This is a genomic window from Polaribacter sp. 20A6 (genome assembly GCF_011378915.1).
Taxonomy (GTDB): domain Bacteria; phylum Bacteroidota; class Bacteroidia; order Flavobacteriales; family Flavobacteriaceae; genus Polaribacter; species Polaribacter sejongensis.
In genome coordinates this window covers 197,925-221,177 of record NZ_WTPZ01000003.1, presented here as the reverse complement: position 1 = coordinate 221,177, position 23,253 = coordinate 197,925, and the positions used below count along the sequence as shown (strand labels likewise).

General features: G+C 30.1%; 19 protein-coding genes. 8 read left to right on the top strand and 11 right to left on the bottom strand.

The window, feature by feature from the left end:
* Nucleotides 1–14: 14 nt before the first annotated feature.
* Nucleotides 15–509, bottom strand: a complete 495-nt coding sequence (locus GQS57_RS08305) for a TlpA disulfide reductase family protein (RefSeq protein ID WP_165732340.1) — start codon at nucleotides 507–509, stop codon at nucleotides 15–17.
* A 103-nt stretch (nucleotides 510–612) separates the two neighbouring features.
* Here GQS57_RS08305 and pyrF point away from each other — a divergent pair, with 103 nt between their 5' ends.
* Together pyrF and GQS57_RS08295 are read left to right on the top strand one after the other, a co-directional pair.
* Nucleotides 613–1,428, top strand: coding sequence for an orotidine-5'-phosphate decarboxylase (pyrF, locus tag GQS57_RS08300; RefSeq protein ID WP_165732338.1), 816 nt, complete (start codon nucleotides 613–615; stop codon nucleotides 1,426–1,428).
* A gap of 4 nt (nucleotides 1,429–1,432) precedes the next feature.
* The gene (locus GQS57_RS08295; RefSeq protein WP_165732336.1) at nucleotides 1,433–2,215 is read left to right on the top strand and encodes an ABC transporter substrate-binding protein; all 783 of its coding nucleotides are present in this window, start codon (nucleotides 1,433–1,435) and stop codon (nucleotides 2,213–2,215) included.
* Between the two features lie 104 nt (nucleotides 2,216–2,319).
* Here GQS57_RS08295 and GQS57_RS08290 read toward each other — a convergent pair whose 3' ends face one another.
* A complete protein-coding gene (locus GQS57_RS08290; RefSeq protein ID WP_165732334.1) occupies nucleotides 2,320–3,936 on the bottom strand; it encodes a RagB/SusD family nutrient uptake outer membrane protein in 1,617 nt (538 codons plus the stop codon).
* Nucleotides 3,937–3,975: 39 nt separating this feature from the next.
* Nucleotides 3,976–7,101, bottom strand: a complete 3,126-nt coding sequence (locus tag GQS57_RS08285; protein ID WP_165732332.1) for a TonB-dependent receptor — start codon at nucleotides 7,099–7,101, stop codon at nucleotides 3,976–3,978.
* 684 nt (nucleotides 7,102–7,785) lie between these two features.
* On the opposite strand from GQS57_RS08285, the gene GQS57_RS08280 reads away from it, so the two are divergent.
* Both GQS57_RS08280 and GQS57_RS08275 read left to right on the top strand, forming a co-directional pair.
* The gene (locus GQS57_RS08280; RefSeq protein ID WP_165732331.1) at nucleotides 7,786–9,738 is read left to right on the top strand and encodes an ATP-binding protein; all 1,953 of its coding nucleotides are present in this window, start codon (nucleotides 7,786–7,788) and stop codon (nucleotides 9,736–9,738) included.
* The gene (locus GQS57_RS08275; RefSeq protein WP_165732329.1) at nucleotides 9,735–10,151 is read left to right on the top strand and encodes a response regulator; all 417 of its coding nucleotides are present in this window, start codon (nucleotides 9,735–9,737) and stop codon (nucleotides 10,149–10,151) included. The genes GQS57_RS08280 and GQS57_RS08275 overlap by 4 nt, the downstream gene beginning before the upstream one ends.
* A gap of 60 nt (nucleotides 10,152–10,211) precedes the next feature.
* Here GQS57_RS08275 and GQS57_RS08270 read toward each other — a convergent pair whose 3' ends face one another.
* Genes GQS57_RS08270 through GQS57_RS08260 form a run of 3 tightly spaced genes read right to left on the bottom strand, consistent with a single transcriptional unit; the run spans nucleotide 10,212 to nucleotide 11,740 of the window.
* Entirely contained in the window at nucleotides 10,212–10,922 is a 711-nt protein-coding gene (locus GQS57_RS08270) for a DUF4197 domain-containing protein (RefSeq protein WP_165732327.1), read from the bottom strand.
* Between the two features lie 55 nt (nucleotides 10,923–10,977).
* The gene (locus GQS57_RS08265; RefSeq protein ID WP_165732325.1) at nucleotides 10,978–11,142 is read right to left on the bottom strand and encodes a DUF5522 domain-containing protein; all 165 of its coding nucleotides are present in this window, start codon (nucleotides 11,140–11,142) and stop codon (nucleotides 10,978–10,980) included.
* A gap of 58 nt (nucleotides 11,143–11,200) precedes the next feature.
* Nucleotides 11,201–11,740 (bottom strand): DUF4136 domain-containing protein, encoded by a 540-nt coding sequence (locus GQS57_RS08260; protein ID WP_165732323.1) that lies wholly within the window; start codon nucleotides 11,738–11,740, stop codon nucleotides 11,201–11,203.
* Nucleotides 11,741–12,147: 407 nt separating this feature from the next.
* Between GQS57_RS08260 and GQS57_RS08255 the strand changes: the two genes are divergently transcribed.
* The 4 genes from GQS57_RS08255 to GQS57_RS08240 all read left to right on the top strand — a co-directional run bounded on the left by GQS57_RS08255 (nucleotide 12,148) and on the right by GQS57_RS08240 (nucleotide 17,545).
* The gene (locus GQS57_RS08255; RefSeq protein ID WP_165732321.1) at nucleotides 12,148–12,471 is read left to right on the top strand and encodes a hypothetical protein; all 324 of its coding nucleotides are present in this window, start codon (nucleotides 12,148–12,150) and stop codon (nucleotides 12,469–12,471) included.
* Nucleotides 12,447–13,235: a M15 family metallopeptidase gene (locus GQS57_RS08250; RefSeq protein ID WP_165732318.1), complete on the top strand. Its 789-nt coding sequence runs from the start codon at nucleotides 12,447–12,449 to the stop codon at nucleotides 13,233–13,235. The genes GQS57_RS08255 and GQS57_RS08250 overlap by 25 nt, the downstream gene beginning before the upstream one ends.
* Before the next feature lie 71 nt (nucleotides 13,236–13,306).
* Nucleotides 13,307–16,888 carry a methylmalonyl-CoA mutase family protein gene (locus tag GQS57_RS08245; protein WP_165732316.1) on the top strand — a complete coding sequence of 1,194 codons (3,582 nt, stop codon included), beginning with the start codon at nucleotides 13,307–13,309 and terminating at the stop codon, nucleotides 16,886–16,888.
* A gap of 45 nt (nucleotides 16,889–16,933) precedes the next feature.
* Nucleotides 16,934–17,545, top strand: coding sequence for a TonB-dependent receptor plug domain-containing protein (locus tag GQS57_RS08240; RefSeq protein WP_165732314.1), 612 nt, complete (start codon nucleotides 16,934–16,936; stop codon nucleotides 17,543–17,545).
* Between the two features lie 803 nt (nucleotides 17,546–18,348).
* Here GQS57_RS08240 and GQS57_RS08235 read toward each other — a convergent pair.
* Genes GQS57_RS08235 through GQS57_RS08215 form a run of 5 tightly spaced genes read right to left on the bottom strand, consistent with a single transcriptional unit; the run spans nucleotide 18,349 to nucleotide 23,147 of the window.
* Nucleotides 18,349–19,839, bottom strand: coding sequence for a M48 family metallopeptidase (locus GQS57_RS08235; RefSeq protein ID WP_165732312.1), 1,491 nt, complete (start codon nucleotides 19,837–19,839; stop codon nucleotides 18,349–18,351).
* 5 nt (nucleotides 19,840–19,844) lie between these two features.
* The gene (locus GQS57_RS18845) at nucleotides 19,845–21,014 is read right to left on the bottom strand and encodes a DUF6882 domain-containing protein (RefSeq protein WP_205860239.1); all 1,170 of its coding nucleotides are present in this window, start codon (nucleotides 21,012–21,014) and stop codon (nucleotides 19,845–19,847) included.
* A 38-nt stretch (nucleotides 21,015–21,052) separates the two neighbouring features.
* Nucleotides 21,053–21,709 carry a hypothetical protein gene (locus GQS57_RS08225; protein WP_165732310.1) on the bottom strand — a complete coding sequence of 219 codons (657 nt, stop codon included), beginning with the start codon at nucleotides 21,707–21,709 and terminating at the stop codon, nucleotides 21,053–21,055.
* A gap of 14 nt (nucleotides 21,710–21,723) precedes the next feature.
* Nucleotides 21,724–22,695 (bottom strand): hypothetical protein, encoded by a 972-nt coding sequence (locus GQS57_RS08220; protein WP_165732308.1) that lies wholly within the window; start codon nucleotides 22,693–22,695, stop codon nucleotides 21,724–21,726.
* A gap of 41 nt (nucleotides 22,696–22,736) precedes the next feature.
* A complete protein-coding gene (locus tag GQS57_RS08215) occupies nucleotides 22,737–23,147 on the bottom strand; it encodes a hypothetical protein (RefSeq protein ID WP_165732306.1) in 411 nt (136 codons plus the stop codon).
* Nucleotides 23,148–23,253 lie beyond the last annotated feature (106 nt).

The following is a 23,253-nucleotide window of genomic DNA, read 5'->3' as shown; positions in this document are numbered from 1 at the left end:
TCAATCAAAAATACTTACTCTTTTAAAGCTTCAATTATATCTTTATCGGAAGCATCTATTTCATTAAATAATGTTATTTGACTGTTTTCATCAACCACAACATATCTCGGAATCCAACTAAGATTTAAAAAATCAACCAAATCTCCTGTCTTCATTCCTTGTGGTAAATTGTAATGTTCTCCAATTACATCATAACGCTTTACACCTCTTTTCCACGAGTCCTTCTTTTCATCAACAGATAAAAATAAATACACCACTTCTGGAAACGCTGTTTGCAATTCTTTTACTTTCGGCATTCCGACTAAACAATCTCTACACCAAGAAGCCCAAACATCAATTAAAATCTTTTTTCCTTTATGTTGATCAATTACTTCTTTAAACGTACTTACTTCGTCGTTTAAATCGTACACTTTTTCTTGAAGCGCTTTTTCTGTAAATTCGGTTGGAGTTTCTAAACTACAACTCGCTAAAATAGATACGAGAACTAAGACTATTATTTTTTTGAACATTACTTATTTTTTGTTTTTTGTCACCTAAAGATCTCAATACTTACAATTAGACGCTTTGTTTAAAAACAAAAATACCTATTTTTGCAAAACTTATAGAAAACAAATGACAACACAAGAACTTATTGCCCAGATTAAGAAGAAAAAATCATTTTTATGCATCGGATTGGATGTGGATTTGAATAAAATTCCACAACATCTTTTAAAAGAAGAAGATCCTATTTTTGCATTTAACAAAGCAATTATCGATGCTACGCATCATTTGTGTGTTGCCTATAAACCAAATACCGCTTTTTACGAAGCATACGGAATAAAAGGTTGGCAATCTTTAGAAAAAACAATTCAGTACCTTAATAAAAACTACCCTGAAATTTACACCATTGCAGATGCAAAACGTGGCGATATTGGTAATACCTCAACCATGTATGCAAAAGCTTTTCTAGAAGATTTAGCGTTCGACTCTGTTACTGTTGCTCCTTATATGGGAAAAGATTCTGTAGAGCCGTTTTTAGCCTTTAAAAACAAGCATACTATTATGTTGGCCTTAACGTCTAATGAAGGTGCTTTTGATTTTCAAACAAAAGAAGTGAACGGAAGAGAACTATATAAAGAGGTTTTAGAAACTTCTAAAGGATGGAAAAATTCTGAAAATTTAATGTATGTTGTTGGTGCTACAAAAGCAGAATATTTTACAGAAATCAGAAAAATTGTCCCTAATTCTTTTCTTTTAGTTCCTGGTGTTGGTGCACAAGGCGGAAACTTGCAAGATGTTTGTAAATATGGTTTATCAGAAAATATTGGTTTACTAATCAATTCTTCTAGAGGAATTATTTACGCTTCTAAAGATGAAAATTTTGCACAAAATGCAGCTATAAAAGCCGAAGAATTACAACAAGAAATGGCGACTATTTTAGCACAATAAGTTCATGGAATTTCAAGATCAAATAAGGCGAATTTTAACGTTTGATAAAACACCGAAACGTATTATTTGTCTTGTCCCTAGTTTAACAGAATTATTAGTAGACTTAGGTTTAGAAACTTCAATTATTGGTGTTACTAAGTTTTGTATTCATCCCAATCATTTAAAAGAAACTAAAACGATTGTTGGTGGTACAAAAAGTATTCATATTGATAAAATAAGGGCTTTACAGCCTGATATCATTCTTTGTAATAAAGAAGAGAATACTAAAGAAGTTGTAGAGAACTGTGAAAAAATTGCACCAACGCATGTTTCGGATATTTTTACTATTGATGATAATTTAGAACTGATAAAGCAATACGGAATGTTGTTTTCCGTAGAAAATAAAGCCTCAGAAATTATTCTAAAAATCAATTCTGAATTAGCAATTTTTAATGAATTCATCAAAAATAAGGAACCTAAAAAAGTTGTTTATTTTATATGGAAAACTCCTTGGATGGCTGTTGGAAGTAATACGTTCATCAATTATTTATTAGACCTAAGTAAATTTGATAACATCTATCAGTACAAAGAGCGCTACCCTGAAATCGATTTGGATGAAATGAAACTACAGTCCGAACTAGATTTTATATTCTTATCATCAGAACCCTATCCATTTAAAAAAGAACATTTAGCAGAAGTAGAAAACTACACTAAAAATGCCAAGGCTGTTTTAGTAGATGGAGAAATGTTTTCTTGGTACGGAAGTCGGTTAATAAAAGCGTTCGAGTACTTTAAAACACTTCATTAAAAATAGCCTTTTAGAAAAAAAAATAAATTATTATTAAGCTTTAATCATAAAAAAACCACCTTAAAAAGGTGGTTTTAATATTTAATTAAGTTAAAAATAACTTGTTAATTTTGATCTGCTTCCGTTAAATTTGGATTTGCATCAATTTCTGCTTGTGGAATTTTCCAAATCCAATCATCATTTAAAGAAGGTTTTTCTTGAATGAAACCATCTCTATATAAATTATCATCAGCTCCAGAGTTCGTTAAATCAATTCCTTCATCCCAACGAATGTGATCATGGAAACTAAACCCTTCTCCGTAAAGTTCTACTCTTCTTTGCCATTTAATATGATCCATTAAAGCATCTACAGAAGTAAATACAGAAGAATCATAATCAGTATCTCTTGCTGAACCAAAAGCTTGAAGAGCTGTTTGAGCACCTGAAACATCAGATAACATTGTTTTAGCCTCTGCTTCTATTAAATACATTTCTGAAGAACGCATATAAAGAACATCATCTGGATCAATAGATCCTGGATTTTCCTGCAAAAACTTAACCGCCATATATGGGTGTGTGTTATGCGCAGAAGTCATTCCATATTTGTTTATAATTGAATCTTTAGCAGCAAAAAATTCTTCTTCGGTATCATAATTAGGATCAGTCTCAAAACTACCACCTTCTCCGTTAGATGCAGAAGAATTTGTATTTGGAGCCCAAGCTAATGCCATATTAATTCTAAAGTCTGTAGATGGAATTGCATCATAAACTTCTTTATTCATTAACTTAGGGTTTGATCTATTTTGACTTCCATTAAAAGTTGGACTAATAAAGTAGAAGAGAGATTGATAAAAGTTTGTTTCTGACTCAATAACAGTACCTCCCCAAATTACTTCAGAAAGATCTACTGTATTAAAACCAGATAACCAAGCATCTTCATCTAACAAAGGAAAACCTTCACGTGCAGCTATTGCCGCATCTGATGCATCTTGCCATTTACCTTGCGTTAAATCTATTCTTGCTTTTAAACCTTGCGCTGCATTTATAGATAAATGAGATTTATCAGCTGGACTAGAAGCACCTTCAAAGAAACTAATAGAATTTGCTATATCTGAATTTATTTGATCGTAAACAACTTGAACTGTAGATCTAGGAGCACTTGTATAAGGAGTTCCTGTAATTAACAATAAAGGAACACCTGCATCTGTCGCAGGATCACCAATTAAGTACCCTTTTGCAAATGTTGAAATTAATTGATGATACGCCCAAGCTCTATACGCATAAGCTTGACCAAGAATATTTCTTACATCTTCATCTGCTTCTGGAAAACCATTTGCTTCAATTAAATTAATTAAGTTGTTAGATGATGCTATAATATGGTAACGCATATACCAAAAATTACTTACTGTTGTAAAATTTGCATTTGTATGTGTTAACCATCTTAATTCATTTGTCATCCATCCATTTCCTGGTGATGAGTGAATCATTTGAGCACCCATTGCATCTAATGCTGGCATATAAAAACTCTGCCCACTTCTACTTGAAGTTCCTCCTGATATAGGATTTTGAGCATACATTACCCTATGCAATCCATTTAATACCAAAAACATATTGTCTACACTTGCAAAAGCATCTGCTTCTGCAATAGAATCTGTTGGTGTTGTTTCTAGAAATTCTTCTTCACAACTGGTAACAAATACTACTAATAATCCTAAAATTAATAGATTAATTTTTCGTAACATAATATAATATTTTATTTATAATTTATAATTTAATAATTTCTAGAAAGTTAAATTCAACCCTAAAGTTACTGTTCTAGAAGGGCTATAATCATATCCGCTTGATGTACCAGATAAACTATATTGAGGATTTAAACCTGTTCTTTCTGTGCTAATAAAAATATTTTCACCAGAAAGAGAAATACGTAAATTACTTAAACCTAATTTTTCTGCAACATCGTTATCAAAACTATATCCTAAGTTTACGTTTTTTAAAGAAATGTAAGATGCATCTGTTAAGAAACGAGTAGAACCAGCAATTGTTTGGTTTGGGTTTCCGTTTTCTAAACGAGGTACGTCTGTAATATCTCCTGGAGCTCTCCAAGCATTTTCTGCATCTACATGTAAAGCTCTACCAAAAGTACCTGGGTGCATTAATGAAGAATATCCACTATCTAAAATATCTCCTCCAATACCAAAAGTAAATAAGAAATCTAAAGAAAATTGTTTATATCTAAATGAGTTAGAAACAGATCCTAATAAATCTGGAATACTACTACTATCTGTAAATGCTTCTCCAGCTTCTTGATAATCGTTAGTAGTTGCTTGTGTTCCATCTGCATTTAAAACAGCTGTTCTTCCACCCCCATCTGTATCTTCAAACATGTAGTATAAAGCATCCCCATTTGCTGAATCAACTCCTGCATAATGATAGATGTAGTAATCATAAATAGATCTTCCTTCTTCCCAACGTTTAGTACCGTTATCTGCAGGACTATCAATTTTTGTAATTTCATTTTTAAAAGTACTAGCCTGAACACTTAAATCCCAATTAAAATCTTTTGTTCTTAATAAGTGACCTGTTAAACTAACCTCTATACCTTGGTTGTAAAGATCTCCTAAGTTTGTAGGGAATACATCTAATCCTTCTGAAAGAGGAATACCTAATTCATATAATAAATCTTGAGAAGATTTTTTGTAAAATTCTACAGAACCATCTAATACATTATTAAACATACTAAATTCTAAAGCAACATCCCAACTAACTTGGTTTTCCCACTCTAAATCTACATTTCCTGTATTACTCCAAATAATACCAGGTGCACCTGCGTTTGGAATAATCTCATATAATGCTTGAGAAGCGTAATAAGAACCAACTCTTTCATTACCAATTTCACCGTAAGATGCTCTTAATTTTAATTGATCTATAAAAGAAACGTTATCCATAAATTTTTCTTGATCAATTCTCCAAGAACCACCTACTGAATAAAAAGTTCCCCAACGTGCATCTTTAGCAAATCTAGAAGTACCATCTCTTCTTACAGAAGCACTTAAGTAATATTTACTATCAAAATTATAGTTTAATCTAGCAAAATAACCTTCTATTCTGTGATCTGTACTATTTCCATTTACATTATCACCTGCAGCAAAATTATCAAATTCATAAATACCTGTAGCAGTTTGAGTATTAGCAATACCTCCTAATGTAGAAAAGTTTCTATCAAAACTTTCATGACCTAAAGTAACATCTATATTATGAACATCTTTTAGAGAAGTATTATAAGTTAAAATTTGATTAAAATTCTCTACAACTCTTCTATATCTATCTTCACTATATCTACCTGATGGTGCTCCATCACCTACTGTTTCGTTTTCATAACCTTTAGTAATATTATCTTGAATATCTCTACCATAAGTTACTTTAGCTTTTAATCCTTCTGCAAGCTTAACTTCAAGATAATTTCTAAATCCATATAAGTTTAACTTATCTTGATCTTCATTTAAAATTAACTCAGCAATACCATGTCTTCCTGGATTGTAAGGTCTTGTTTGAATATTACTATCCGGATATCCTTCTCCTAAATCGTATAAAGGGTTACCTGAAGCATCATTTACAATTTTACCACTATTATCTACTAGGTAAACAGGGTAAATAGGACCTAAGTTATTAGCCCAACTAAAAGGATTTGCTGTAGAAGACCCTCCCCCACTAGTTGGTCCATGAGAATCTGTAGCTGTAATATAAACACTACCACCGGCAGAAATATTATCGGTTAGAGTAAAATCTGCATTTAATCTATTAGTTACTCTTTCATAATCACTTTCAATAACATATCCTTCTTCTTTTAAATAAGATGCAGAATAAAATATAGAATGATTTTCGCCACCAGAAGCAACATTTACAGAGTGATTTTTTCTACTACCAGTTCTTTCTAAATAATCGAACCAATCTAAAGACTCATACTTAAGTTCTGCATTAGGATTTAATTTACCGTCAGTACCAACAATTTGATCATTTGCTACATTAAATGGGTTATAACCTAATTGATTAAATATTTTTGCAGAAGCTTCAATTTCTGGATTTGCACCACTAATTGTGTTCTTGTAACCTTCCCACATTAATTCATAATAAGAACCAGCTCCTACTCTATCATAATTAGGTACAGATCTTGTAATAACACTGTATTGTGTTGATGCACTAACAGTTGTTTTATTATTTCTTCCTTTTTTAGTTGTAACAATAACTACACCATTTGCTGCTCTAGAACCATATAATGACGTTGAAGCCGCATCTTTTAAAACTGTCATAGAAGCAATATCATCTTGATTGATAGAACTTAGAGAACCATCAAACTGTATTCCATCTACAATGTATAACGGAGTTGAACTACCATTAAGGGTACCAACACCACGAATTACAATTGATGGAGAAGAACCTGGTTGACCTGATGCTGCAACAAACTGCACACCAGTCGCCTTACCTTCAATAGCTCCAATTGGAGACGTTACAGATCTAAGTGCTAAATCTTTTGCACCAACAACATTTGCAGAACCTGTAAAAGCTTCTTTAGTTGTTGTACCATATGCTACAACAATAACCTCTTCTAAAACACTACTATCTTCTTGTAAAACTACATTAATAACAGCAGAAGCACCAACTTTCTTTTGTGTGGACTTATACCCTAAGTAACTAAACACTAATACGTCACCTCTTTTACTAGCAATTTTGTAGTTTCCATCAAAATCTGTTTCTACTCCTGTATTAGTACCTTTTACTAAAACACTTACACCAGGTAAGCTCCCTGACTCATCTGAGACTGTCCCAGAAATAGTTTTCTTTTGAGCAAAAGTAACTTGCACAATCAACCCCAAAAATAGTATGAGGGATACCTTTAAAAATTTTTTCATTGTAATATCTATTTGAATTAATTATGTTCCAAAAATCTTAAAATTTTCTTAATATAAAAAATAAAGATTAACATTTATTTATTTTTTAAATAACAAACATTAATTTTATTGAATAATATTTATCATTTTCAACAAACCACTGAACATTCTTTAATAAACTATAGTGTTTTTTATTTAACAATAAGTTAATATATATGACAATATTTCTACACAAAAAGAACACAAACAACAATTTTAAAGTTAATTATTTAATAAATTAACTAATTAGATGTTATTTATATCAAAACTTTCAACTTCATTTTCCTTAATTAAAGTAACAATCAAATTAACATGTTTTTTTTTCATTTTGTTAATTTCTTCTTAAAACATCAAAAAAAGACTAACTACGTTAACACCCACAACTAAAAACCTAAAGAACAGTAACTTATAAGACAAAACTTTTTGTAAAGTTCAATTTTATAAAAATTACACAAAAAAATTACCCTCATTTTGTTTCACAAAAAAACAGACGAAATCACCTAAAAAAACCGTTTTAACACTTTTTTAGTTTTATTTTTAACATCAATTAAAACTATCTTATTTCTTATAATCATTTATTTATGTTATTTAAGAATACTTATAATTATTAATTTAACCTTTTTTAAAGAAGCAATGTATTTATAAATAAAATAATTACATTGCTATATGATAAAGCTCAAAAAAACTCCTAAAATTGCAGAACAATTAATTATTGCTTTCATTTTACTTCTAAGTACCTTAGTAATGTTAGGATGGTTTTTAAATTATCCGAAAATTTTAAGCATTATCCCTGGAAGTGCTACTATGAAATTTAACTCGGCATTGTTATTTTTTCTATCAAGTTTTTGTGTTATTAAAAGTAAAAAGAAAAAACACCCGCTTATTTTATTATTTTTTACGCTTTTAGTACTAATAATTAGCTTCTTAACATTAATTGAAAATCTATTTGACATCAATTTATTTATTGATAATCTTTTTGTAGAAGATATTTACTCCTCTAAGAACCCTGGAAGAATGTCCACTGCAACAGCTTTGTGTTTCTTTTTATTTAGTTTAAGTCTATTAGGGTTAAGGTCTGATAAAACAAAAAAAGGTAGTCAGAACATTGTTTATTTTATAATAATTATTGCATTTATTAGTACAGTCACTTTTATTCTAGACATTCCCGCAGAATATAAAACTGATTTTTACAAAACAATGGCTATTCACACTTCAATCTTGTTTTTATTAATATCTAGTTTACTTGCCTCAAAAACACCTAATTTGGGCTTCACAAGGGTTCTTATAGGAAAACAATCTGGGAGTAATTTACTACGAAAACTATTACCTTTTGTTATTTTAATTCCATTTTTATTAAGTTATTTTCTTTTAAGTCTTTTAAATAAAAATGCTATTGAAATCAATTTTGGTATTGTTTTATATACTGTAATACTAATCTCAATAAGCGTAACTTACACATCAATTATATCTATAGGGCTAAACAAGTCTGATACAGAAAGAAAGAAATTAGAAAATAATATAATTCTTAGAAATCAAGAATTAATGCAATTTAAAGAAGCTTTAGATAGAATTGCAATTGTATCTATATCTGACAATAAAGGAATCATTAAATATGTTAATAATAAATTTTGTGAAATTTCTAAATGGAGTAGAGAAGAAATCATTGGAAACACCTATGAAATAACTAGTTCTAATCACCATTCTAAAGATTTTATAGAAAAAATATCGGAAATTAATGATTCTAATAATACTTGGATTGGTGAAATAAAAAACAAGACAAAAGATGGCAAATTATATTGGACAGAAACTGCCGTTATTCCCTTAAAAGACAAGCTGGGCAATAACTTTGAATATATGGCTATCAAACAAGACATTACCGAAAGAAAAGAAAACGAAGAGTTATTAGCATCTAAATATGTTAAACAATTAGAAACAAAGAATAAAGAGTTAGAACAATTTGCTTATATAGCCTCGCACGATTTACAAGAACCATTAAGAACTATTACCAGTTTTTGTAATATTCTATATACAGAATACAATGAAAAATTAGATGAGCAGGCCAAAATTAGTTTTAGGTTTATAAGACAAGCAACTGGTAGGATGAGTTCATTAATAAAAGCTTTATTAGATTATTCTAGATTAGGTTATGAAGAAGAATTGATACTAATTGATTGTAACATAGTAATAAAAGATATTATAGAAGATTTAAACACTACCATAAAACAAACCAATACTAAAATAGAGTTTAAAAAATTACCAAAAATTAGCGGGTATAAAACAGGAGTTAGATTGTTGTTGCAAAATTTAATAACGAATGCTATAAAATTCAGAAAAAAAGATACAGATTGTATCATTAAAATTAATGCAATAAAAAAAGAAAATTTTATAGAATTCTCTGTTGAAGATAATGGTATTGGTATTGCTAAAGAATATCAAAAAAAGATTTTTGCTATTTTTCAGCGTTTACATTTAAAAAACGAATATGAAGGAACAGGGATTGGTCTTGCACATTGCCAAAAAATTGTTAATCTACACGGTGGAGAAATTTGGGTAGAATCATCTCTAAATAATGGAAGTAAATTTTATTTCACGATATTAAACGAAAAAGAAAAAAAATGAAGAAAAAATTAAAATGCATCTTATTAATTGATGATGACGAAGCAACAAACTACATTCATAAATTTGTTATCGAAAAAGCAAACTGTACTGAAAACATTGTTTGTAAACAAAGTGGCCAGCTTGCATTAGATTATTTATTATCTATAGAAAGCGAAAAACATCCTCATCCTGATATTATTTTTTTAGATATTAATATGCCCGGAATGAATGGTTGGGAATTTTTAGAACATTACAAGAAGCTAGAAAAGAACCAGCAAGCAGAAATGGTTGTTATAATGTTGACCACTTCTTTAGACCCTATTGATAGAGAAAAGGCTAAAGAAATAGGAGAAATAAGCGAATTTAAACCAAAACCGTTAACAATTGAGATGCTTAATAACGTTCTAAAAGATAATTTTCCAAATTTATTTTAATCTAGATCACCTAAATAAAGGCTTTGTAATTTTATACAAAGCCTTTAATATTTATTTTATCTATTTATTATCTTGTAGCGCAAACACTTGCTTTAATAAAGCAGAAGTACGTAAGCTTGCTTTTTCTCTAATTCCTTTTTCTTCAACTTCAATCATTGTAAACACTCCTTTTAAAGCTTGGTTTGTTACATATTTAGTTAAATCTGGATCCACCTTATTCACAAAAGGAATAGAATTATATCTACCAATTAAATTACTCCAAATTTTATCTGCTCCTACTTTAGAAAAAGAATTTTCAATTACTGGACTAAAACTAGTAGTTAAATTATCAGTAGTTTTTACTTGCAGGTAAGAAGTTGCCGCATTTTGGTCACCTAAAAGAATATTCTTTGCATCTGCAAACGTCATATCTTTTACTGCATCTACAAAAATTGGAGTCGCTGTTTTAACAGCATCTTCTGCAGCTCTGTTTAAGGCTTTAATACCTTCATCTGCCAAGTTACCTAAACCAATTTTACGCAAACCATTATCTACAGCTTGTAATTCTGCAGGCAACATAATTTTTACCAAATCATTTTTATAAAACCCGTCTGTTGCAGTTAATTTAGAAACTTGATTTTTTATTCCGTTGTCTAAAGCTGCACGCAGCCCGTTACCTATTTGCTCTTCACTTAAACCTGTATTTTGACTTACCTGATTCACTACATTTTGTAACTCTGCACACCCTGCAAACTGAAGGGCAACAACTAAAATTAAAATTTTTTTCATCATTTTTATTATATTTTATCTACTATTTAGAAACTCTTTCTACTTAAAAGTCACTTTCTTATTTAAAACTATCTGTTTTCTTATCGTACCCATAAGGACAATGTTTACAACCGCTTTTACAGCAATGACCTCTTTTTAGATGAAATTTTTCTGTAAACACCTTATAACCTTGTTCGTTTACATAAAAATCACCTTCCTCTAATGCTACTCTTTTATTATACACTTTGCAAAAATAGTTTATAATCCATAAAAAAAGCGCTCCTAAGAACGCTTTTTAATTTTTATTTATCTTTTCCTGGAGGAAATCTAGAGATAATCTCTTTTACAAACTCTTTAATTCTAGCTTCTTTTTTCTCTCTATTTTGAAGCTTTAAAGCTCCAGTTCCAATTCCTTGCCAAATCAATTCTTTTTTCTGTTTATCAATAAAATCTACAAACAATGTACCTTCTGTATATTGAGAAACACTTATGTTATTTCTACCTCCCATCATCCAAGGACTCCATCCCCAACCGTAACCATAGCCAAAATTGTTATTTTGATTTACATCTACTTTTTCTCTAGATTTTGTAAAAATACTCACCAACATATCTGGATTTTCAGATTTTGTAAATCCTTGTGCTGATAATTCTGACTCAATAGCACGTAAAATTCTTTTTTTATCTAAATCAGAAATTTCTGCTTTATCTATTCCTGGTTTGTAAAAAGCAAACGTTTTATATTGAGTAAAATCTACTTTATTATCATAATCGGTTGTAACCTTTATAGCACTACAAGATGCTAAAAGTACAGTACTAAACAAAAGTAAAAATGTTTTTTTCATGAGATTTGTTTTATATTATTAATTCGATTAAAGCACTATTAAAAGCATGACAAATAAGTATTTTCACACACTCACTATCTTTTAAATAACTTACAAGACTACCTTATTTTTTGTCTTACATCTTCTTAAAACCACATTGTTTCCTTTCAAAAAAATGCAATTTCTAAATGCTTGTACATTACTTACAATCAGCAATAAACATGCCAAAAGAATCGTAAAACTCTTATTAACAACCAAAATGAATCTTATAACAAATAGAAATACATTCATTGTAAAAAAAAATCTGCTTCTATGTTTGATTGATAATTGTAAAATCAGATTTAAAAAACTCCTTACTTCATCATATTTTGTGAAGAAGTTTACCCAAATATATTTATTTTGTAATGAATATTGTTTAATTTTAAGAAATGATTTTAATTACTAAATATTTAATTCCGAAAGGTTTTGTAGGCATCACCTTATTTCCTTTTATTCTCCTAAAAAAGAAAGATTTAAAAGATGATCAAGTTTTAATAAACCATGAAAAAATACATTTAAAACAGCAAGCTGAATTACTACTGATATTCTTCTACATTTTTTATAGTTTAGAGTGGATTTTAAAATTTTTAAGACATAAAAACGGATATCTAGCTTATAAAAACTTAAGTTTCGAACGTGAAGCATATCAAAATGAAAATAATTTTAACTACATAAAAAATCGAAAATTTTGGGCATTTATAAAATACTTTTAAAACTAATTGTAATTCTTTTTTTCTTCGGATGTTTTAATGGTTGCAAGCCAGCACCAAAGAAAATTGCAATACAAACTACTGAAGTTTCTAAGGAAAAAGATTCCACTTTGTCATTTCCAAAATATCTAAACACAAATTATGTTTTAGGGAAATTTGATTATACAGAAAACTCAGATTTTACAGTTGTTCCTAAAGAAAATTCATCAAAAAAAATATACTTAAGAAAAGAGGTTTTAGAAGCCTTTTTAGAAATGAATGCAGCAGCTTTAAAAGAAGATATTTCATTTACAATACTATCTGGAACCAGAAATTTTGATCATCAAAAACGTATTTGGGATTACAAATGGAATGATAAATATAAAAACCTACCGTCTGTTGAAAGGGCTAAAAAGATTTTAGAATTTAGTTCTATGCCTTCTACTTCTCGTCATCATTGGGGAACAGATATGGACATTAATAGTCTTACTAATTCTTATTTTACACAAGGAAAAGGACTAAAAGAATACAATTGGTTGTTACAAAATGCACATACATTTGGTTTTTATCAAGTGTACACTTCCAAAGAAAATGGAAGAACAGGTTATAGTGAAGAAAAATGGCATTGGACTTATTTACCACTCTCAGCACTCTATTTAAAATATTATAACACAACAATTGGTTTAGAAAACATCAAAGGATTTGAAGGTTTTTCTTACGCAAAAGACCTAAACGTTGTTGAAGAGTACGTAAATGGAATTAACCCTAAAATCCTTAAAAATCAATAATAAACCAAAAAAATGTATATTATTTTAATAATTCACTAAATTGCAATGCTAATTTTACATAAATTTTACGAATGAAACAAATCACACCTTACAAACCAAAACACAAAGTACGTATTATAACTGCTACTGCTCTTTTTGATGGACATGATGCTTCTATAAATATTATGCGTAGAATTATTCAAGCTACAGGCGTAGAAGTAATTCATTTAGGTCATGATAGATCTGTGGAAGAGGTGGTAAATTGTGCCATTCAAGAAGATGTAAATGCCATTGCAATCACTTCTTACCAAGGAGGTCATACTGAGTATTTTAAATACATGTTTGATTTATTGAAAGAAAAAGGAGCTGAACATATCAAAATTTTTGGTGGTGGTGGTGGTGTAATCCTTCCTAAAGAAATAAAGGAATTGATGGATTATGGTGTTACAAAAATTTATTCTCCAGATGATGGTAGAGCATTAGGTTTACAAGGAATGATTAATGAATTGGTGCAAAAAGCCGAGGCCCATCCTAACCTTCCCGAAGGGAAGGAACTCCAATCTGACTCAAATAATGCTCTTAAAGTTTGTAATGAAGATGGAGGTTGGCTATTGGAATTAGAAAGTAAAAAAGTTTTAGAAAACTTAAAAAGCAAAGACGTAAATACAATTGCAAGATTAATTTCATTAGCAGAAAATAACCATACTGATTTTACAAAGATATTTTCACCTTTAGATAAACTAATAGAAACTTCTACCCCAGTTTTAGGAATTACAGGAACTGGTGGTGCAGGAAAATCTAGTTTAGTTGACGAATTGGTACGTCGATTTTTAATTGATTTTCCAGAAAAAACAATCGGAATAATTTCTGTAGATCCATCAAAAAGAAAAACAGGCGGAGCACTTTTAGGAGACAGAATTAGAATGAACTCCATAAACAATTCTCGCGTGTACATGCGTTCTTTAGCGACTCGTCAATCTAACTTAGCTTTATCTAAAAATGTGAATGAAGCTATTGATATTTTAAAAGCAGCTGAATTCGATTTAATTATTTTAGAAACTTCCGGAATCGGGCAATCGGATACCGAAATTACAGAACATTCTGACACTTCTTTATATGTAATGACTCCCGAATTTGGTGCTGCAACACAATTAGAAAAAATTGACATGTTAGATTATGCCGATTTAGTAGCTATCAATAAATTTGATAAACGTGGCGCTTTAGATGCTGTTAGAGATGTGAAGAAACAATACATGCGTAACAATAATTTATGGCATATACACCAAGATGATTTACCTGTTTATGGTACCATTGCATCTCAATTTAACGATCCAGGAATGAATACTTTGTACAAAAGTATTATGGACAAGTTGGTTGAAAAAACAGGTGTAGATTTAAAATCGAACATGGAAATTACCACAGAAATGTCTGAAAAAATATTTGTAATTCCGCCTGCAAGAGTTCGGTATTTATCTGAAATAGCAGAAAGCAATAGAACGTATGATCAAAATGTTGATGATCAGGTAGTGGTTGCTCAGAAATTGTACGGAATTTATCAGACAATACTTTCTATTACAGAAAATAATAAGTCATTGCAAAGAACAAAGCAATCTGTTCTTACTAAAACAGGACTTGATGAAGATGAGATTCTGAAACAAGTTCAGAATGACAAGTCGAATGTCATTCCGACAGAAAGAGGGACGAGTGACGAGGAATCTGAAACCTACTTCTTAAAATTACTACTTGCCCAATTCGAAAAAGTAAAACTAAACCTCCATCCTTTAAATTGGGAAATTATCTTGAACTGGGATGAGAAAGTTCAAAAATATAAAAACCCAATTTATACGTTTAAAGTACGTGATAAAGAGATCAATATAGAAACACATTCAGAGTCTTTATCACACACACAAATTCCTAAAATAGCTTTACCAAAGTACCAAGCTTGGGGAGATTTATTACGTTGGAATTTACAAGAAAATGTTCCTGGAGAATTCCCTTACACCGCAGGATTATATCCGTTTAAAAGAACAGGAGAAGATCCAACTAGAATGTTTGCAGGTGAAGGTGGTCCAGAAAGAACAAATCGCAGATTTCATTACGTAAGCTTAGGAATGGATGCAAAACGCCTTTCTACTGCTTTTGATTCGGTTACTTTATACGGAAACGACCCTGGAAAAAGACCGGATATTTACGGAAAAATTGGTAATGCAGGTGTTTCAATTTGTTGTTTAGACGATGCTAAAAAACTATATTCTGGTTTCGATTTAAGTCACGCAATGACTTCCGTTTCGATGACCATAAATGGACCAGCACCTATGTTGTTAGGCTTTTTTATGAATGCCGCTATTGATCAAAATTGTGAGAAATATATTATAGAAAATAAATTAGAAGCACAAGTTGAAGCTACTTTTATAGAGTTTTATGATTTAAAAGGCTTAGAGAGACCAAAATATCAAGGTGAATTACCTGAAGGAAACAATGGTTTAGGTTTACTATTATTAGGTTTAACGGGAGATTTGGTTTTACCGTCTGAGGTTTATCAACAAGTAAAAAAAGACACACTAGCTCAAGTTAGAGGAACCGTACAAGCAGATATTTTAAAAGAAGATCAGGCGCAAAATACCTGTATTTTTTCTACAGAATTTGCGTTGCGCTTAATGGGTGATGTGCAAGAGTATTTTATAGAAAAACAAGTCAGAAATTTCTATTCCGTTTCTATTTCTGGATATCATATTGCAGAAGCCGGCGCAAACCCAATTACGCAATTAGCCCTGACCTTGTCTAACGGGTTTACCTATGTAGAATACTATTTAAGCAGAGGAATGGACATTAACAAATTCGGACCCAACTTATCTTTCTTTTTCTCTAACGGAATAGATCCTGAATATTCTGTAATTGGAAGAGTTGCTCGTAAAATTTGGGCAAAAGCGATGAAGAATAAATACGGCGCAAACCCAAGGGCTCAAATGTTAAAGTATCATATTCAGACTTCTGGTCGCTCTTTGCACGCTCAGGAAATTGATTTTAATGATATTAGGACAACACTGCAAGCATTGTACGCTATTAATGATAATTGTAATTCTTTACACACAAATGCATATGATGAAGCGATTACCACTCCAACTGAAGAATCCGTAAGAAGAGCCATGGCAATTCAGTTAATTATCAACAAAGAATTAGGATTAACTAAAAATGAAAACCCAATACAAGGAGCATTTATTATTGAAGAATTAACCGATTTAGTAGAAGCTGCCGTTTTAGAAGAGTTTGACAGAATTACAGAACGTGGTGGTGTTTTAGGTGCTATGGAAACGATGTATCAGCGTTCTAAAATACAGGAAGAAAGTTTATATTATGAGACTTTAAAGCATAATGGAGCATTCCCAATTATTGGTGTAAATACATTTTTAAGTTCTAAAGGATCTCCAACGGTTCAACCTGCAGAAGTTATTAGAGCCACTGAAGGGGAAAAGCAACATCAAATTAAAACAAAAGAAAACCTCAACAAAGCAAATCCGAAGAAAGTTGAACAGCAAATTGCAATTTTACAAGAAGCAGCTATACAAAATGAAAACTTGTTTGATATATTAATGGAAGCTACAAAAGTTTGTACTTTAGGTCAGGTTACGGAAGCGTTATTTAAAGTTGGCGGACAGTATAGGAGGAATATGTAATAAAAAGCTATATTTAGCACTAAAATAAAAATTATGATTATGATTATGAAAAAACATATTATTATTCTATTAAGTACTATATTTTTTAGCCTTGGCATGAGTTCTCAAGCAAATAAATTAACAATTAGAGTAAAAGATGTTAACAACAAACCTGTTTCAGGAGCTATTATACTGTTAGATGACGTTAAACAAAGTGCGTGGACAAATTCTAGTGGTGTTTTTAAAACAAAATTAAAATTTGTCCCAAAAGAAATTAGTGCTTTTCATCCAAAAATTGGTATAAAAAAAATAGCTTATAACGGAAAAGAAAACATCATTATAAAAATTGAAAAAGGAAATGATATACCAATAACCAGCAATACTAAAAATCAAAAACAAACAAATTCCGGTCAGTTCAATTCTATTTACGATTATTTAAGAGGACAAATTCCTGGCGTAAATGTATCATCAAACGAAGTAATATCCATTAGAGGATACAATTCATTAAATGGAAATATGACTCCTTTATTTATATTAAATGAAACTAATGTATCACAAGAGATTTTTGGTGCAATTATACCTTTAGATATCAAATCTGTAACGGTTTTAAAAGGTCCAGAAACAGCTAGATATGGTGTGAGAGGTGCTAATGGTGTTATAATTGTTAAAACAAAATAGAAAGTTTCAAACAAAATAATTTTAAACATACTGTATTATTAAAAATCCGTTCTTAATGAGCGGATTTTAGCTTTTATAAACTTCTTAAACCACCTTATTTCCCATTTATTTATTTCCTTTTTCTACATAAAAACAACATAAATTAAATTTCAAAAGAGGAATATTTTATTGTGCCATAAGATTAAACTCAACATTTTTTTAATACATAAACTAAAAACAAGGAATTTATTACCAAATTAACAACCAAAAAAGAACATACACTGGTTTAGATAAAAAAGACAACTATTCGGGGTATGGAATTCAATATCAATTAAAAAATAACAGTTACATTTTTATCAACTGGAAAAACACAAGACCTAATAGAATGACATTGTCTCAAAAGCCTTGATTATAGTTTTATAGGGGTCTGTGATAATGAAGTTAAAAATAGAATTTGGAGTAAACTTGGCTTCATCTAATTTTGAGATTGCACCTATAAACCTTCCATTTTTGTTGATAGTATATTCAGTAGAAGATTACCAAAACAAGAAGTTTCAGTAGCTTTAGAGTTTAAAAAAAGGCAGTAATATAAAATTACCACCTTTCGAACTAACTGTAATAAGGATCCCCCAACCCTTAGACAGTATTTATTAATTATATATTAAACTCATTATGCATCAACAATAATAAGGTATATAACAACCAAAATTAAATATCTTAGAAGCATAAAAGTCTTTAAAAAAGGCAGTATTATAAAAAACTGCCTTTCTAATTAACTGTAATAAAAGTCCCCCAACTCTTAAACAGTATCTACTTATTTTTTATTAAACTCCTTGTGCATCACCAATAACACGATCTATAAAATCTGTATTAATATATAAAAGCCTTGCTAAATTGTACAAAACATTTACTTCGCTATCATCTATTTCTCCATCAGCATAAGATATAATAGATAAATCTCTTAAAATGTTTAACTTTTGCATCACGGATAACACAACATCTAAGTCTTTAGTAAGCTGTTGTACTTCGCTAATCATTTCATCTTCTGTAAGCCCTTTTATGGTCATCATACAATTGGCAAAAACTTTAGGAGCCACAATACTACTTAAAGCTTGTATTTCAGAATCGTCTACTACACCATCTGCATTCGAAATTAAATATCCTCCTAAAAACATTAAACGTTGTATTTTCTCAGAATGTTCACCTTCATCCTCTAAATTTTCAGGTTCCATTAAAGACATAATTCGCTTAATTTCTACCTCCATTGCTTCCTCTGTAATTTCACCTGAAATAGAATCATTAAAAGCTGCATACGTTTCACTTTTATTAAAAAGCTCTAACGCTTTAATTCTTAACGGACTAAACGGATGAGTACTATACCAATCTGAAGGATCTAAATTAGAATCGTTTAAAACCTCTTCTAAATCTACAAACTGTTCTATGTAAGCATTTAATTGAAAATCTAAAGAATCTGTAGTTACACCAGATGATAATTTAAAGAAAGTACGACCTACAGCTTCAAAATTCTGACAACATAACAATCCTGCTCTATCTGCACTTATTTCTGCATTTCTGTTCCAAGCATACAATTTCATTGCGTGAATTGGAGCTAAATCATTTTCTCCAGTATCTAAAATTTGTCTTACAGGATAATCAAAATGTTCAAAAAGTACATGTCCTATTTCATGACCAACAACAAAAGTTAATTCCTCTTTAGAGAAACGCTCTAAAATTCCGGATGATAAAATAATGTATAATTTATTGTCGTCTGGCGGATAACAAGAAGCGTTAAAAGTATCTCCTTGATATACAAAAAACTCAATATCTGCTTTAAGCTTTAATGTTTTTTTACAATGTTCTCCTATTTCATGAAGCATTGGCGCTAAGGTTTTTGTCAACCTTAAACTAGATTTTAATAAATGCTTTCTAGACTTAAATTTACCACTATTCTTATTTACTTTTTCTAACGTTTTTTGTATTAAATCGTCTTGTTGAAAAGCAATAACATAATCTCTATCACCATCATAAACTAATAGGTTTAGGTCGATATCAGCTCTATTATTTGTATAGATTCCTTCTACGGTTTCTACTTCTGCCTTATGATTTAAAGCATTTATCTCTTCTATACGTTTGGTATATTCTGCCGCTAGTTCTGTTGTTAAATTTTGAAAAACAATACTAGCTTCTTGTATTTTATCGAAATTTCCTGACGCTTGTGCATCATTTAAATCGGTTAACATTTTTTCTTGCGCCGTATTTAAAGCCGCTTGATGTTCTTTTTCTAATTCTGAAAGTGTTTCTGCTATATATGACATACTTTTTAGGCTTGAACTGTTATTTTTGAATTAGAAACTTTCATCAATCGTCCTTTTAAATCAAATATTCCTAAAATTTGATCTTCTCCTTTTTTCGCTACAAGATTATTACCTGGAAACGCTACATCGTAACCTTTAGCTGTTAGATAAAAGTACAGGCTAAACTTCTGCGGAAAAGTATATTCAGATGTTACTTTTAAAATATGAGAACATATGGAGTCTGCTGTATTTTTAGCTTTACTATCTGCTTCTTCAGATTTTATGGTTACATAAACTATTACACCTTTAAAAGCTAAGGGTACATAGCAGCTTTCACCTATAGACGCAGTTGCGATGGTAGCGAAAAAAGCACCGGGATCACTTTCCACCTCAAACTTAGGAGTAGTAAAATCAGTTATATTTAATGCTTTACCAAATGCTTTTACTGCTAATGAGGTCTGTAAAAATGTTTCAGATATTCCGCTTTGGGTATTTGCCCATGCCCACATCCAACTTTTTTCATTCTCAGAATACGTACCAAATATTTGAATATCAAACACCTTATCTTCACCGAAAGTCAGTTTACCTTCAGCCATATCACAGCTCCAGTCCAACCCTGATACCATTTCGTTAAAAATCTCTTGTTTCTCCATTGATGTTACAAAAGATCGGTTGTACATTTCATTAATGTCGATTGTTTTCTTTTGAGAACTTTCAGTGGTTTTATTTTCTGAGCTCTCGGCAGATTCCGAAGTAGTATTTGTACTTCCATTCTCAGAAAATTCCTCTAACTTATCTTCTAATAATGAAATAATACGAGCAGATCTACGATCTACTTGATCTGCATTAACAATAGGACTATGGTCAATTTTTAAAACACCATCTTCAAAAGTAATTGCACGTTCTAAATTATGTTCGTCGTTTTCATTAATGATAATAACTTCTTTTAATCCGGCTTTTAAAAGTTCAATTCCCATATCATCTACACAAATTGCTTTAAAACCTTCTATTAATGGCTGAAAATAGATTTTAGGAAACGTATCATTATATAAATGAGAAAATCGATCTTCCATTAAAGTGTTCCAAGAAATATTTAAAGGAACCGTAAAACCGGCTGCCGTATTAATTTCTGTTTCTAATGCTGGAAATAATTCTTTTTGAAATGCTTGGATAATTCTTTTTTCTTTAAGTCCCATAATTCTGTTGTTTTAATTTTATTAATTTTGTATTTATTTTATAATATTTGAAGTAGTTTTTCTTCAAAAATAGTAGCTAATTTTTCTGGTAATGCTTTTTCAATACTAATTGCTATGGTTAGTATTTCTCCCTGATATTTAAGATCTAATTTATCTGCTTGTTGTAGAATAATAGTTTCTACACCTTGCCAAGCTTCTTTACCTAATTCGTCTGTTATAACTTGATGTATCGCACTTTTTAATGCTGTAAAAACATCCTGAATATTCAGTCTCGTATTTATTTCACTTAGAGAAATATCATTGATATCGAATTCTTTTATATGACTTCCAAGTAAACTTTTTTCACTTTGCAACCAACGTTTTAGTTGCAAAACAGTTAAATCTTCGTTTTCTGATGATAAAGGCCTACTAATAGCTCCTTTAGATAATTCTACAACCATTTTTTCAGGTTGTTTTACAGTAATCATTGCAATACTATGTAGGTTTAAAAAAGTTACTTCTTCATGCTGAGAAAGCATACAAACCGATTTATTATGGTTATTGTCTTCTTTTAAATCTAGAATTATGCCTTCTACATAACCTCCATTGTTTAATGAAATAGCAATTAAAATGTCTTCTTCTTTCTTAAAAACAGATCGTAAGATTTCCTCTGGCGTTTGGGCTACAAACGCTTTATAATAATGTGTGTTTTTCATGATAAAAAATAGTGTTATAAATCTGCTATGAGATATTGGTAATCTTGTGGCAACTGTGTAAATAAATAAAGAAAAATATCATCTTTATCTGTAGTTTTATAATCGTAGTAGGTTAAATTTTTCTTTTTTAAATTCGGATAATTCATTTCAACTAAATACATCCCTACTACTTCGGTTAAAGACTGATCTTTTTCTAGTCTTTTTCTTGGTTCATGTTTTTCAAAAGCGATATAAAATGAATTTAAATCTTTTTGATTGACCCAAATATTACTTAAAAAAACAGGAGAATTTGGCTTAGAAAATTCTTTTCTTATTATGTAATCTATATTTTCTGCCTTTACAGATCCATAATTATTTGCAACAATAGCATTTTGCTTATATCTATATAATTCTGTGCTATCATTATATGCAGTGGGTTTTACTATCAATTCATAAAAACCCTTTTCTTCCTTTTCTATTTTAAAATCTACATGAGCTTCTCTTGTCCAGGTATCTGGATATTTATCTAAAACGTTACCAATTTTATTTGAAAAATAATGAAACTTATTAAATGTAGGTTCAGAGTTTAAACTAATACTAATAGAATGATTAAAGACATTTACATCAACACTTAAAACATCTTCATCTAACACTTCGTACAGTTCCTCTCTCAATACAATTTCTTGTTTTTGATACTCTGTTAACGCCTTAATACTCCTATCTTCAGTATCATGAGACGAAACACAAAGCGCTTTATCTTTAGCATCCCATTCAAAATTTATAACAACTTTAAGGTTTTCTTTAAGCGCTAATTCTACCCAGTATAAATTAGGGTCCATATTGGCAGCATTAAAATTTCTTTCAAAAGTTAGAATTTCATATTTGTTATTATGGTGCTCTTTTAAATACGCTACAAACCCTTTTTTTGCGTTCGTATTAGAAACTCCACAACCAACAAACAAGAATGAAATTCCGATTAAAACACTATATAAAATGATTTTATGCATACCAATATCTTTTACCAATTACACTAAATATAAAATGCTTCTTATAAATTATTTTCCAATAAGTTAACAAGCACTTTAATTCTACTATTAACGTCTGGTGCATTTGAAATAGGACTATGATCTATCGTTAAAACTCCATCTGAAAATGTAAATCCATTAGCAGGATTGTGATGATCTTTGGTATTTAATATGTGTATTTCTTTTAAGCTTTCTGCTAATGCTTCTTTTCCCATATCGTCACTAGCAATAGATTTAAAAGCTTCTATAATTGGTAAGAAATATATTTTTGGGTATGAATCTGAATAAAGATGTAAAAAACGATCTTCAAATAAAGTGCTCCATTCAATGTTTAGAGTAACATCAAAACCTGCAGCTTCATTTATTTGTGCTTTCAATTCTGGAAATTGTTCTTCTTGAAATGTCTTTGTAAATCTGTTTTCTTTTAATCCCATGATATTTTAATTTAAAGGTTATTTGTTTATTTACCTCAAAACTAAGATTTGATTAGGATGTTTTTGAAACCGTTTTACATTTGTCGTTCTTCGTTTTATAATTGCT

What these genes read in the sequence shown, in the direction of transcription:
- GQS57_RS08305 (WP_165732340.1), bottom strand. Translation starts at nt 509, where the DNA reads ATGTTCAAAAAAATAATAGTCTTAGTTCTCGTATCTATTTTAGCGAGT.
- pyrF (WP_165732338.1), top strand. Translation starts at nt 613, where the DNA reads ATGACAACACAAGAACTTATTGCCCAGATTAAGAAGAAAAAATCATTT.
- GQS57_RS08295 (WP_165732336.1), top strand. Translation starts at nt 1,433, where the DNA reads ATGGAATTTCAAGATCAAATAAGGCGAATTTTAACGTTTGATAAAACA.
- GQS57_RS08290 (WP_165732334.1), bottom strand. Translation starts at nt 3,936, where the DNA reads ATGTTACGAAAAATTAATCTATTAATTTTAGGATTATTAGTAGTATTT.
- GQS57_RS08285 (WP_165732332.1), bottom strand. Translation starts at nt 7,101, where the DNA reads ATGAAAAAATTTTTAAAGGTATCCCTCATACTATTTTTGGGGTTGATT.
- GQS57_RS08280 (WP_165732331.1), top strand. Translation starts at nt 7,786, where the DNA reads ATGATAAAGCTCAAAAAAACTCCTAAAATTGCAGAACAATTAATTATT.
- GQS57_RS08275 (WP_165732329.1), top strand. Translation starts at nt 9,735, where the DNA reads ATGAAGAAAAAATTAAAATGCATCTTATTAATTGATGATGACGAAGCA.
- GQS57_RS08270 (WP_165732327.1), bottom strand. Translation starts at nt 10,922, where the DNA reads ATGATGAAAAAAATTTTAATTTTAGTTGTTGCCCTTCAGTTTGCAGGG.
- GQS57_RS08260 (WP_165732323.1), bottom strand. Translation starts at nt 11,740, where the DNA reads ATGAAAAAAACATTTTTACTTTTGTTTAGTACTGTACTTTTAGCATCT.
- GQS57_RS08255 (WP_165732321.1), top strand. Translation starts at nt 12,148, where the DNA reads ATGATTTTAATTACTAAATATTTAATTCCGAAAGGTTTTGTAGGCATC.
- GQS57_RS08245 (WP_165732316.1), top strand. Translation starts at nt 13,307, where the DNA reads ATGAAACAAATCACACCTTACAAACCAAAACACAAAGTACGTATTATA.
- GQS57_RS08240 (WP_165732314.1), top strand. Translation starts at nt 16,934, where the DNA reads ATGAAAAAACATATTATTATTCTATTAAGTACTATATTTTTTAGCCTT.
- GQS57_RS08235 (WP_165732312.1), bottom strand. Translation starts at nt 19,839, where the DNA reads ATGTCATATATAGCAGAAACACTTTCAGAATTAGAAAAAGAACATCAA.
- GQS57_RS18845 (WP_205860239.1), bottom strand. Translation starts at nt 21,014, where the DNA reads ATGGGACTTAAAGAAAAAAGAATTATCCAAGCATTTCAAAAAGAATTA.
- GQS57_RS08225 (WP_165732310.1), bottom strand. Translation starts at nt 21,709, where the DNA reads ATGAAAAACACACATTATTATAAAGCGTTTGTAGCCCAAACGCCAGAG.
- GQS57_RS08220 (WP_165732308.1), bottom strand. Translation starts at nt 22,695, where the DNA reads ATGCATAAAATCATTTTATATAGTGTTTTAATCGGAATTTCATTCTTG.
- GQS57_RS08215 (WP_165732306.1), bottom strand. Translation starts at nt 23,147, where the DNA reads ATGGGATTAAAAGAAAACAGATTTACAAAGACATTTCAAGAAGAACAA.